This is a genomic window from Rhodovulum euryhalinum (assembly GCF_004342445.1).
In the GTDB taxonomy this organism is placed as follows: Bacteria; Pseudomonadota; Alphaproteobacteria; order Rhodobacterales; family Rhodobacteraceae; genus Rhodovulum; species Rhodovulum euryhalinum.
Genome location: NZ_SLWW01000029.1, coordinates 1 through 10,735, shown reverse-complemented (window position 1 = coordinate 10,735; position 10,735 = coordinate 1). Strand labels below are relative to the sequence as shown.

At 66.5% G+C, this 10,735-nt stretch carries 12 protein-coding genes and 1 pseudogene; 5 read left to right on the top strand and 8 right to left on the bottom strand.

Annotated features, from left to right (window positions below):
- Nucleotides 1-87 precede the first annotated feature (87 nt).
- The 5 genes from EV655_RS18275 to EV655_RS18255 all read right to left on the bottom strand — a co-directional run bounded on the left by EV655_RS18275 (nucleotide 88) and on the right by EV655_RS18255 (nucleotide 3,504).
- Complete coding sequence (locus EV655_RS18275) at nucleotides 88-282, bottom strand: hypothetical protein (protein WP_132546788.1); 195 nt, start codon at nucleotides 280-282, stop codon at nucleotides 88-90.
- A 133-nt stretch (nucleotides 283-415) separates the two neighbouring features.
- The gene (locus tag EV655_RS18270) at nucleotides 416-1,567 is read right to left on the bottom strand and encodes an SH3 domain-containing protein (protein ID WP_132546787.1); all 1,152 of its coding nucleotides are present in this window, start codon (nucleotides 1,565-1,567) and stop codon (nucleotides 416-418) included.
- The gene (locus EV655_RS18265) at nucleotides 1,564-2,643 is read right to left on the bottom strand and encodes an SH3 domain-containing protein (protein WP_132546786.1); all 1,080 of its coding nucleotides are present in this window, start codon (nucleotides 2,641-2,643) and stop codon (nucleotides 1,564-1,566) included. Before EV655_RS18265 ends, EV655_RS18270 begins: the two co-directional genes overlap by 4 nt.
- A gap of 119 nt (nucleotides 2,644-2,762) precedes the next feature.
- A complete protein-coding gene (locus EV655_RS18260) occupies nucleotides 2,763-3,305 on the bottom strand; it encodes a hypothetical protein (protein WP_132546785.1) in 543 nt (180 codons plus the stop codon).
- A gap of 1 nt (nucleotide 3,306) precedes the next feature.
- Nucleotides 3,307-3,504: a hypothetical protein gene (locus EV655_RS18255; RefSeq protein ID WP_132546784.1), complete on the bottom strand. Its 198-nt coding sequence runs from the start codon at nucleotides 3,502-3,504 to the stop codon at nucleotides 3,307-3,309.
- A gap of 292 nt (nucleotides 3,505-3,796) precedes the next feature.
- Between EV655_RS18255 and EV655_RS18250 the strand changes: the two genes are divergently transcribed.
- From EV655_RS18250 to EV655_RS18240, 3 genes are all read left to right on the top strand, one after another.
- Complete coding sequence (locus tag EV655_RS18250; RefSeq protein WP_132546783.1) at nucleotides 3,797-4,087, top strand: XRE family transcriptional regulator; 291 nt, start codon at nucleotides 3,797-3,799, stop codon at nucleotides 4,085-4,087.
- Between the two features lie 75 nt (nucleotides 4,088-4,162).
- Nucleotides 4,163-4,417, top strand: coding sequence for a ribbon-helix-helix domain-containing protein (locus EV655_RS18245; RefSeq protein ID WP_132546782.1), 255 nt, complete (start codon nucleotides 4,163-4,165; stop codon nucleotides 4,415-4,417).
- 4 nt (nucleotides 4,418-4,421) lie between these two features.
- A complete protein-coding gene (locus EV655_RS18240) occupies nucleotides 4,422-4,733 on the top strand; it encodes a type II toxin-antitoxin system RelE/ParE family toxin (RefSeq protein ID WP_132546781.1) in 312 nt (103 codons plus the stop codon).
- Nucleotides 4,734-5,310: 577 nt separating this feature from the next.
- Here EV655_RS18240 and rsgA read toward each other — a convergent pair.
- The gene (rsgA, locus tag EV655_RS18235; protein ID WP_132546780.1) at nucleotides 5,311-6,387 is read right to left on the bottom strand and encodes a ribosome small subunit-dependent GTPase A; all 1,077 of its coding nucleotides are present in this window, start codon (nucleotides 6,385-6,387) and stop codon (nucleotides 5,311-5,313) included.
- 4 nt (nucleotides 6,388-6,391) lie between these two features.
- Nucleotides 6,392-6,931 (bottom strand): GNAT family N-acetyltransferase, encoded by a 540-nt coding sequence (locus EV655_RS18230; protein ID WP_132546779.1) that lies wholly within the window; start codon nucleotides 6,929-6,931, stop codon nucleotides 6,392-6,394.
- 503 nt (nucleotides 6,932-7,434) lie between these two features.
- On the opposite strand from EV655_RS18230, the pseudogene EV655_RS18220 reads away from it, so the two are divergent.
- Nucleotides 7,435-7,713 (top strand): annotated as a pseudogene (locus tag EV655_RS18220) (protein NO VEIN domain-containing protein); the annotation flags it as partial.
- Between the two features lie 206 nt (nucleotides 7,714-7,919).
- On the opposite strand, the gene EV655_RS18215 reads toward EV655_RS18220, so the two are convergent.
- Nucleotides 7,920-8,231: an ETC complex I subunit gene (locus EV655_RS18215; protein WP_132546778.1), complete on the bottom strand. Its 312-nt coding sequence runs from the start codon at nucleotides 8,229-8,231 to the stop codon at nucleotides 7,920-7,922.
- A 155-nt stretch (nucleotides 8,232-8,386) separates the two neighbouring features.
- Between EV655_RS18215 and uvrB the strand changes: the two genes are divergently transcribed.
- Entirely contained in the window at nucleotides 8,387-10,570 is a 2,184-nt protein-coding gene (gene uvrB, locus EV655_RS18210; RefSeq protein ID WP_132546777.1) for an excinuclease ABC subunit UvrB, read from the top strand.
- The last annotated feature ends 165 nt before the right edge of the window (nucleotides 10,571-10,735 follow it).

Sequence of the window (10,735 nt, the reverse complement as noted above, 5' to 3'; positions counted from 1 at the left end):
TGATAATCTCCGACATGACCGCCCTCCTTTGTGGATCGTCGCAGACCCACCTTGGCACATTGATGCCGTCGGGGGGCGGTCACATCATCAGAGTCGATCGGTGGTGAACAGCTCGTCCGTGGGCGTGTAGGTGGCCGGGTCCTGGTCGGCCGCTACCAGCACGTGCCAGCCCTCGCGGTTCATGTCCGAGGAATGGCTGTGCCCGGAAATGGCGACACCGGGACGGGCGACCTCGGTCAGGTGCATCTGCCGGTCCATGCTGCGCCAGACCGCGACCGGCACGCCGATATCGGCCGCGAAATAGCGCGAGAGGTGTTAGTAGAGCAGCGGCGAGGGCGAAAACGTCCCGCTCGTGCCCTTCGCGTTCATCGTCGGCTTGAACTTCGCCAGCTCACCGGCCGGCGCCTCCTTCGCCTCAGCCGCCCCAGATCACCGAGTCGGGGATCTCGAACCGTTCTTCGCCGATGAAGACGATGTTGATGCCGTTCTCGGTGCGCGTGACCGTCATCTCCAGCCCCTGATCCGCCTGGGATTGGTCAAAGGACACCGGCGTTCCCGCCTCGAAGTAGATCACCCGCGCGCCGCCCTCGGGCCACTCCACGGTGACCGACCCGTTGCCGCTGCCGGGGCTTTCGCGCACGACGCCGAAGGCGCAGTCCTGCAGGGCCGCGTCGGCGCCGCGCACGCAGGCGATCGTTCCGGTGGCGTGATAGGGCGTGCCGGGCACCAGCGCGTCGGTGTCGGCCGCGGGCGCCGGGGGTGTTTCGGGCAACTGCGTCGCCACGCCTGCACCGCCGCTCTCGGCCAGGAACTCGCCCGCGACCCAGCCGGTGATGCCCCCCGGCGCGGTCGCCTCGATCTTGCACCAGCGGCGGCCCTCGTTCATGCGGCAGCCGAGGTTGCGCAGGATCGCGGTGTTGGGAAAGCGGCCGATGGTGGCCGCGCCGGTGGAGGGTCCGTTGCGCACGTTGAGACTGCCGACGGGATCGCCGAGGCGCACCTCCCAGAAGTCCGGGCCGCCCTGCAGCCCGTCGGCGAAATCGCCCTGGACGACTTCGCCCGTCTGGCCGGTGATCGAGATGTCGAGGCTGTAGTTCGCCGTCTCGTCCCGGCGCGCGGCATTCCGATACAGGTAGACCGAGACGGAATACACGCCCGATGTGGGCAGAACCCCGTCGAACACGTTCAGATCGGGAACCATCGGCCCGGTCTGTTCGGCGTTCGCGAGCGCCTCGTCCCCCGGCCCGCGGCCGGGTTCGTAGACGTTGAAGTAGCTGGCCCCGTTGTCGGTGCGCATCCGGATTTCCATGCGCTGTCCCGCCTCGGCGCCGATCCTGTAGACCACGGACTCGTAGCCCTTGATCGACCCGCGCAGCGTCGTGCCGGTGGTGCCAGCCGCGAAGCGCACCTCTTCGGTGCGCATGTCGGACTGGGCCGTGGCAGGCGTCGGGGACCCCGCGCCGACGACCAGCGCCAGCGCCAGCGCCAGCGACCCGATCGGCAGGGTGACGATACGATTCATCATGCTTTCCTCCTTGCGCCCCAGCGCGTCCTTCAAGACCTTCATCCGCCGAACAGCATCGCGTCGGTGACCACGTAGCGTTCGGTCGTGCCGATCGAGACGATCACGTCGCGACCGGCCCATTCGCCGAAGATGCCGGCCCGCGAGTTCGACGAGACCGGGCGCCCGACCGAGAACTCGATCCGGCGCAACGTCCCGTCGGGCATCGTGATGTCCACGCTCGCCGTCCCGCCACCACGCCGGACGACGCCGAACCGGCAATCGTTCGCCCGCCCCGAGATCGTGCAGGCCAGGACCCCCGTGGCGTTGTAGCCCGTGGCCGGGACCAGCGCGTCGCCGGGCAGTTGCGTCGCGCCGCCCCCGGGATCGGGCACCGCTCCGGGAAGCTGGGTCGCCCCGCCGCCCGGGGCCTTCGAGGGCGTGAGATAGCGCGCCGACGCCCAGCCCTGGTTGCCGGGGTCGGATATCCTGTGGACCCGGCACCAGATCGCGCCGCCGACCTCGGGCGTGCAGCCGAGGTTGCGCACGATCTCGCCGTTCCGCAGCGTGTAGCGCACCGCGAACCCGGTCGAGGGACCGCCGCGCACGTTCAGGCTGTCGCCGGACTTCAGGCCGGTCACCCGGACATAGGGCGCGGCAAAACCCGGCGCGACGCCCGGCGGGGCGGCCTCGGGCGGACGGGGGGCGCCATCGGTGACGGACACGGCCAGGCTGAAGACCGCGCGTTCGCCCCGCGCGGCGGCCTGCGGGGTCAGGCGCACCTCGATCCGGTGGTCGCCGCTGGCCTGGAGCCTGCCCTCGAAGCGGTTTCGGGACGGCACGAAGGCACCGGTCCGGTCGCTCGATGCGATCGACCGGCCGCCCGGCATCTGTCCGGGCCCGTAGACGACGAAATACATCGACGCGCTCGCCCCGGTCAGGGACGCCTTCATGGTCTGCCCGGAGCGGGTGGTCAGGCGATAGACCACCGTCTCGGCCCCCGCGATCTCGTTCGAAAGGGTCATGGCGGACTGACCGGGCGCGAACCGGACGCCATAGGTGCGGGACTCGAGCACCTGTGCACTCGACGCTGCGGAAAACAGGAGAGCGAAGAGGAGCGGAAGGACGGCGAGGCGTGTCATGTCGGCGCTCCTGACAGGGATATTCGCGCCCGGCCGGTCGGCCGACCGGGCGCGCGGCGAGCGCAAGCGCTCGGTCCCGGTCTGGCGGGTCGAGGGAACGAAACCCGCCAGAACCGCGATCAAAGCCGCCGGTACTCGGTATTGAAGATCTGCCCGGCCGAATTGACCGTGCAGACCACGTGCTTGTGGCCGTGTGCGAGTTCAATATAGAAGTTGTCCGCCCCTTCCTGGGCAGCCTTGATGACGTGGACGTTTCCAGGGCTCGTCTGGAAGACACCCTTCACGGCATCATTGAAGCAGGAATTCATCGCGGCCTGAGGCACCTTTACGCCCGCCACATTGCTGGACCTGTGCGCGAGGCTGTGGGAGCGTTCCCTATGACCGGCGTCATAGCCATTCATATAGGCCGACGTGGGGTAGTTGCTGGCGTAGGGCTCGTTGTGCAGGCCATCGCGATAACCCATCTCGAACTGGGCCGTTTCCTCGGCGCCGCTGGGCTGATAGCCGTCGCGGTAATGGTCCTTGTGATGCGCCAGCGCGGCGATCCCGAGAAGGGCCAGCGCCGCCGCGGCCGCCTTGTCACTGTCGTCGCTGGCGCGGACGGGAGTCGAAAGCGACAGGCAGAGACTGGCTGACGCCAACGTCGCACAGAGTTTCTTCATGTCAGACGTGCTCCTTGATGGCCGTCGCGCAGCGGGCGACGGATTTATGGTTGTGTACCTGAAGCGATACGATCTCGCGCCGTGCGTGCAATCCGATTTGCGAATCCCCTATCCGGATCGCGAAGCGCCGCAAAAAAACCGGACGATCCCCTTTTTCCGACGCGAACATCGCCGGGACCCGGGGCGTCGTGTCGGCCATCCGGCCCAACCCTCTCTGGAAACGATTAGGTTTCCCTCGCCTTGCGGAAGCGGTGACGACGGCGTCCCGCCAAGCCTCGGCAAGCCCGTTGCGGGTGCCGCGCTGTGCCTCGGCGGGCGGCCAGTCGCATTGGCCCTCTTATGCGTCCATGCGCCGACGTTCCGGTTCTGCCGTTCATATTCCTCACCTTCGGAATGGCGAATGCCCGCCGCAGCCTTGCAGGCCGGCCCGCCACGGGCACAGACGGATTCTGCGGTTTTCATGTCTCTCCAGACATTTAGCGGAGAAACACATGAAGATGCGGGTGAAGATGGGCACAGTTGTGCACCCAGAGGACGTTCCGGGCGATTATCGCGCGGCCGTGGCGATGGCGTTGCACACGGAGCTCGGATCGACCCACCGGGCGATCAAGTCCGCCATGCGATGGACGGGGGCCAGCGAGCGGACGGTGGAATACTGGTTCGCGGGCGAGCGCGGACCGAGCGGCGAGCACCTGGTGTCGCTCGCGCGACACTCGGACGTCGTGCTGGTTCTGCTGCTGACAATGGCAGATCGCCTGGTTCTGGAAGACGGCGACAGATAGGCGGCGCAACGAGCGGGCCCTTGTTTCGTGTTCGATATTGATTATCTTGAACACGCACGACGTAGGGAGAGCGCCATGCCTCGGACCACCACCATGACCGTGCGCGTCAGCGGCGCGCTCAGCGAGTTCGTCGCGACCAATGTCGGCGAGGACGGCGCCTACGAGAACGTCAGCGAATACATCCGTGATCTGATCCGCCGCGACAAGGAGCGCGTCGAGCGTGAAGCCTTCGACCGGCTGAAGGCCGAGTTGAACCGTGCCTTCGCCGCGCCCGAGGAAAGCTACAAGCCTCTGACGGCCGCCGAGGTGATCGCCCGGAACCGGACCTGATCGCATGGCGATCCGGGTCCAGGAGGCGGCTTCGGTTCGTCTCGACGAGATCTACCGATACACGCGTCACACGTGGGGCGAGGCGCAGGCCGAGACCTACATCACCAGCTTGTTCGCCGCGTTCGAGCAGATCGAAACGCGCGGTGTGCATTCGCGTGCCGTGCCAGCCGAGTTTGGGGTGGAAGGGTATTTCTTCCGCTACGAGCGGCATTTCGTATATTGGAGGCACCTGTCGAATGGCGATATCGGCATCGTCACGATCCTGCACGAACGGATGCATCAGATTGATCGTTTCAAGGAGGACTTCTCCGGATAACGTTCGGCGCGCAGACCTTTCTCCAAGGCCTTGAGCCGGCAACCGCGGACAAAATGCTCTTGGTTGTATCCGTTTGATCACCCTTTGTTTTGAAAGCAGCGTAAGCAAGCGTAGGCACGGGTGTTGAACAGAACCTCCTTGGATTCCCCGATTTCAGAATAGATCCCGGTCGCTACTTCGAGCAGAGTTTTCAGGCGCTCCGTTCCCTCCGCCACCATCCCTGTTGCGAACACGGACAGCCGTCCCTAGCAGCGCGGAAATAGTCGTGTTTTCAAAGGGCTTTGCCGCCCCCATGCGAACCTCGGAGACTACACGCGAGGCCCGTTCCGGGCTCTGAACGGTCCTCCGTCTCTGTTCGGGCGAACCTCGTCAATTTCGGTTCGCTCGAATTTTTCCTCGCCTTTCCAATGACGTGAGTTTGAACCCCGCCAAAACTTCGGGCCTTGTGTCCATCGCCTTCGAGGGGACCGGAGCCACAACACACGAGAGGCGCAGTCGCAGGGTGCGCTGACCGAATGGCGCGTAGCGGTGATGGTGGCTGACCCGGGTCAAGACTGAAATGCAACGGCTCGGTTGGTCAGGCCCCGCGATCCGACCTCGCCTTCGTCGCGCTGCGCACCAGCTTGCCGAAGGCGCGGTCCTTTTCACGGCGCTCTGCCAGGGTGGCGGAGTTGAAGGCATCCTCGGCCTGGAGCTTGCGCCAGCGGGCAAGTCGGGCGGGGTCGGCGCTGCCGTCTTCGATGGCGGCCAGGACGGCGCAGCCGGGCTCGGTCTCGTGCCGGCAGTCGGTGAAGCGGCAGCGGGCGGCTAACGCCTCGATATCCTCGAAGACATCGGCGATGCCCGCGGCGGCATCGGTCAGCTGCAATTCGCGCATGCCCGGCGTGTCGAGGACGAGGCAGCCGCCGGGGGTCGCGTGCAGCTCGCGCCGGGTCGTGGTGTGGCGGCCCTTCGCGTCGTCCTCGCGGATGCCCTGGGTGGCAATGGCCTGCGCGCCGAGGAGCGCGTTGGTGAGGGTCGACTTGCCGACGCCGGAGGAGCCGAGGAAGGCGACGGTCCGTCCCGGCTTGCACCACTCCGCCAGCGCCTCCGCCGGTTCGTCGCCACGGGCGTCAAGCGCCACCACCGGCACCCGGTCCGATACCTTCCGTGCCTCTTCGACATAGGGCGCGGTGTCTTCGGCGAGATCCGCCTTGGTCAGCACGATCACCGGCTCGATGCCAGCCTCGAAGGCCAGCGCGACGTAGCGCTCCAGCCGCGCCACGTTGAAATCCGCGTTGCAGGAGGTGACGACGAAGACCGTGTCGATGTTCGCCGCGATCAGCTGCACCTCGCGGCCTGTGCCCGGCGCTCGGCGCTTGATGAGGCTCTTGCGGTCCAGCACGCGGCTCGACCGGGGGCGCGCGTGATCGTAGAGCAGCCAGTCGCCGACAGTCGCTTCGGGCCCCGGAGGGATCGTCTCGTCGATCCCGTCGCCCGCCACCTGCAACCCGCTGCGATGAATGGCGACCACGCGCACCGGCGGCGTTGCGGTCAGCGCATCGGCGCCGATCTGCCGCGCGAAGGCCGGGCCCCAGCCGAGTCGTTCCAGCGCCGTGGGCTCGCGGCGCCCGGGTGTGGCGCCCGGCAGGAAGGCGGAATAGTCGCGGACCATCGGCCTACCAGAGCGCGGGGTCGTCGAAGGCGGCGACGCAGCGGGCGGGGCCGCGCAGCGGTGTCAGCGGCGCCTCTGTCAGGGACTGGGCGATCCAGCCCTGCGGCTGGTTAAGCGGTTGCGGCGCGGGCAGGTCGGCCTCCGTGACAGGCTCGAAGCCCACGCGACCGTAGAAGGCCGGGTCGCCATAGGTCACGGCGATCTCCACGCCCTCCTGTCGGAGCGCGTCGAGACCGCGGGCGATCAGACGCTGGCCGATGCCCTTGCCCTGATGCGGCGTGGCGACCGCCACGGGCGCCATCATGAAGACCGTACGCGGATCGCCCGCGTAGGTCAGGCGCGTGAAAAAGATGCCGCCGACGAGCGCACCGTCCTCCCAGGCAGTGACGACGCGCAGATCCTCGGTGGGCGTCTTGGCGATCAGGCGGCACGCGAGGGCGCCGATCAGTGCGCCTTCCTCCGCCCCCTCGGAGGCGGTAAAGGCCGCCCTAAAGAGCTCCGCAATCGCCGCGGCGTGGGTCTCGTAATCCGTTGAATAGTCCATCGTCATGTCTCCATCGGCGGGCTGAACCTGCCGATCGTCGGGAAATGGGGTCGCGTCGCCCGTCAGGGATTCTGCAGCACGAACATCTCGAAGTTCACGATCCCGTCGCAGGCATGGTAGACGGCAAGTTCCGCGCGCAGATCGTCGAGCACGCGGTGCCTCCATCCCCGCGATGCGCGCCTCCAAGGGCTGATAGTAGCTGGCCGAGCAGATCGAGACCATGGAGAAAGCCCATGACGCGCAACGGCGGATGCTCGAGGCGGCGGCGCGCCGCCCTCGTTCTCGCGACGATCTGGCTGAGCGGCTGCACAATGGGCGCTTCTGATGTTGTGAGCCTCGGGGCATATCCGCCCGCGGTCGAGTATAGCCGGGAGTTCCAGGCGCGCGCGGCAGAGGAGCTGGCCCTGCTGCCGGAGGGGTCGGCGGTCGCGGAGATTCTAGCGGACTACGCAGTGATGCGGGAACAGGCGCGGGCGTGTGACGGAAGATAGACCGCGGCGCCAGTATCGGAGGAGGATGGCGACGGAGCGGGCTACGACATCGCGAGTTTCTCCCCGGATGGGCTACCCAGGCTGATCGAGGTGAAGGCGGCGAATGGATGGGAGCGCACGCCCTTCCACATCACCCGCAATGAGCTGGCCGTGGCCGAGGAGCATCGGTCGGAATGGCGCCTATTCCGGCTGTGGAATTTCTCACACAAGCCGAAGGCGTTCGATCTGCACCCGCCACTTGATGCCCACGTTTCACTGACCGCGACCACGTTTCAGGCGAGCTTTCACTGAGGCTCGCCCGTTGAGAGCTTGGCCCACCGCGCCTTGCCTTTCTCTGTGCCGGCGCGGAGCCACTGATCGCTATCCTGCAGACTCCCAAGCCAAGGACTCAACATCTGCAAGAGCCACCCACAAGGCACCCCCGTATGTTGATCTCGGCTGGTCTTCGCGGGATCTTTGGTCCGATTCCGAGACAGCTTTGTCCCGATTTACAGCTTTCAGTGGGTCCAGACGCCGCGGCGGTGTGTAGCGAAATTCTCGGCATAGCCCATCGGCCGCACGTTCGGCTTGCGTGTCTTGGGACGGATCACCACCGCGTCGATGCCGTGGCGGCGGGCATAATCCTCTGCCGCCGCGCGGTTGTCGAAGGTCAGCCGCACCTGCGTCTGGGTGTCGGCGGAACTGGTCCAGCCCATCAGCGGGTCGATCTCGCGCGGGGTTGCGGGTGCGAAGTCCAGAACCCAGTTATGGGTCTTGGCCTGCCCCGACTGCATCGCGGTCTTTGCGGGCTGATAGATGCGGGCGCGCATGGCGTGACGTCCTCCCCAGATCCTGTCTTGCCTGTTATGGGGGTTCGGGCCGGGGCCTGCAAGGGGCGGCATACCGCAGGATACAACCTGCCGCGCCCCTTGAACGTCGCGCATGCGGGGACAAGTCTGGGACACCCTTCCGAGGAATCGCCCCCATGCCCTATTCGACCGAACCCCATGCCCTGGACGCCCCCGCCGCGCCGGTCCGTCCGCGCGAAAAGCTGGAGGGCGGCAAGCGCTTTGTGCTGCGCACCGATTTCCAGCCCGCCGGCGACCAACCCACGGCCATCGCCGACCTCGCCGGGGGCGTCCGGCAGGGGGAACGCGACCAGGTGCTGCTGGGCGCGACCGGCACCGGCAAGACCTTTACCATGGCCAAGGTGATCGAGGAAACCCAGCGCCCGGCCATCATCCTTGCCCCGAACAAGACGCTGGCCGCGCAATTGTACGGCGAATTCAAGGGCTTCTTTCCCGACAACGCGGTCGAGTATTTCGTCAGCTACTACGACTACTACCAGCCCGAGGCCTACGTGCCGCGCAGCGACACCTATATCGAGAAGGAATCCCAGATCAACGAGCAGATCGACCGGATGCGCCACTCGGCCACCCGCGCGCTTCTGGAACGCGACGACGTGATCATCGTGGCGTCCGTGTCCTGCATCTACGGCATCGGCTCGGTCGAGACCTATGGCGCGATGACCCAGGATCTGATCGTTGGCACCGACTATGACCAGCGCAAGGTGATCGCCGATCTGGTGGCCCAGCAATACCGGCGCAACGACCAGGCGTTCCAGCGCGGGTCGTTCCGGGTGCGGGGCGATGTGCTGGAACTGTGGCCCGCGCACCTGGAGGACCGGGCCTGGCGGATGTCGTTCTTCGGGGAAGAGCTGGAAAGCATCACCGAGTTCGACCCGCTGACCGGGCAGAAGACCGGCACGTTCGACCGCATCCGGGTCTACGCCAATTCGCACTACGTGACGCCCAAGCCGACGCTGCAGCAGGCGATCCAGGCGATCCGCAAGGAGTTGCGCCAGCGGCTGGACCAGTTCGTACTTGAGGGCAAGCTGCTGGAGGCGCAGCGGCTGGAACAGCGCACGAATTTCGACCTCGAGATGCTGGAGGCCACCGGCGTCTGCAACGGGATCGAGAACTATTCCCGCTATCTGACGGGGCGTGCGCCGGGCGAGCCGCCACCCACGCTGTTCGAGTTCATTCCCGACAGCGCCATTGTCTTTGCCGATGAATCCCACGTTACCGTGCCGCAGATCGGCGGCATGTACCGGGGCGACTTCCGGCGCAAGTTCACCCTGGCCGAGCACGGGTTCCGCCTGCCGTCCTGCACGGACAACCGCCCCCTCAAGTTCGAGGAATGGGACGCCATGCGGCCGCAATCCATCTTCGTCTCGGCCACGCCGGGCCCGTGGGAGATGGAACAGACCGGGGGCGTCTTCACCGAACAGGTGATCCGGCCGACCGGCCTGCTGGATCCGCAGATCGAGATCCGCCCGGTCGAGATGCAGGTCGACGACCTGCTGGACGAGGTGCGCAAGGTGGCCGCCCGCGGGTTCCGCACGCTGGTCACCACGCTGACCAAGCGGATGGCCGAGGACCTGACCGAGTACCTGCACGAACATGGCATCCGCGTGCGCTACATGCACAGCGACATCGACACGATCGAACGCATTGAAATCCTGCGCGATTTGCGGCTGGGGGCGTTTGACGTGCTGGTGGGGATCAACCTGCTGAGGGAGGGGCTGGACATCCCGGAATGTGGGCTGGTGGCCATTCTGGATGCCGACAAGGAGGGGTTCCTGCGGTCGGAAACCTCGCTGATCCAGACCATCGGGCGGGCGGCGCGCAATTCCGAGGGACGGGTCATCATGTATGCCGACCGGATCACCGGCAGCATGGAACGCGCGATGCGCGAGACCGACCGGCGGCGGGAAAAGCAGATTGCTTACAATACGTTGCACGGGATCACGCCAGAGACGGTGAAGAAGAATGTCGAGGACATCCTGGCCGGGCTCTACAAGGGCGACGTGGACATGAACCGCGTGACGGCGAAGGTGGACAAGCCCCTGCACGGCGCCAACCTGGAGGCGCATCTGGACGGGCTGAGGTCTGCGATGCGCAAGGCCGCCGAGAACCTGGAATTCGAGGAAGCCGCCAGATTGCGCGACGAAATCAAGCGGTTGGAGGCGGTGGACCTGGCGATTTCGGACGACCCGCTGGCCCGGCAATCGGCCGTGGACGAGGCGGTGGAGGCCGCCGTGGGGGCCAAGGGGCGGTCGACGGCGGGGCGGGCGGGGCAGCGCGGGGGCAAGCGGGGGAGGAGGTAGGGGGCGCGTGTCCGCGGTCTTGTGCGACTCATGGTTAACGGCCTTGTTTTACAGGACCACGGCGATCGGAAGGCGTTGTTGCATAAAGGTGGCTTGAGGCATGACTTCCCCTTGCCCCTTCCGGTTCAGGCCACGCGGACGATCTCGGCGGTGCCGAGGGCATTG

Bases quoted from the DNA above. Each gene is read 5' to 3' on its own strand.
- EV655_RS18265 (WP_132546786.1), bottom strand. From the start codon at position 2,643: ATGACACGCCTCGCCGTCCTTCCGCTCCTCTTCGCTCTCCTGTTTTCC.
- EV655_RS18245 (WP_132546782.1), top strand. From the start codon at position 4,163: ATGCCTCGGACCACCACCATGACCGTGCGCGTCAGCGGCGCGCTCAGC.
- EV655_RS18255 (WP_132546784.1), bottom strand. From the start codon at position 3,504: ATGGCCGACACGACGCCCCGGGTCCCGGCGATGTTCGCGTCGGAAAAA.
- EV655_RS18215 (WP_132546778.1), bottom strand. From the start codon at position 8,231: ATGCGCGCCCGCATCTATCAGCCCGCAAAGACCGCGATGCAGTCGGGG.
- rsgA (WP_132546780.1), bottom strand. From the start codon at position 6,387: ATGGTCCGCGACTATTCCGCCTTCCTGCCGGGCGCCACACCCGGGCGC.
- EV655_RS18230 (WP_132546779.1), bottom strand. From the start codon at position 6,931: ATGGACTATTCAACGGATTACGAGACCCACGCCGCGGCGATTGCGGAG.
- EV655_RS18260 (WP_132546785.1), bottom strand. From the start codon at position 3,305: ATGAAGAAACTCTGTGCGACGTTGGCGTCAGCCAGTCTCTGCCTGTCG.
- EV655_RS18250 (WP_132546783.1), top strand. From the start codon at position 3,797: ATGAAGATGCGGGTGAAGATGGGCACAGTTGTGCACCCAGAGGACGTT.
- uvrB (WP_132546777.1), top strand. From the start codon at position 8,387: ATGCCCTATTCGACCGAACCCCATGCCCTGGACGCCCCCGCCGCGCCG.
- EV655_RS18240 (WP_132546781.1), top strand. From the start codon at position 4,422: ATGGCGATCCGGGTCCAGGAGGCGGCTTCGGTTCGTCTCGACGAGATC.
- EV655_RS18270 (WP_132546787.1), bottom strand. From the start codon at position 1,567: ATGAAGGTCTTGAAGGACGCGCTGGGGCGCAAGGAGGAAAGCATGATG.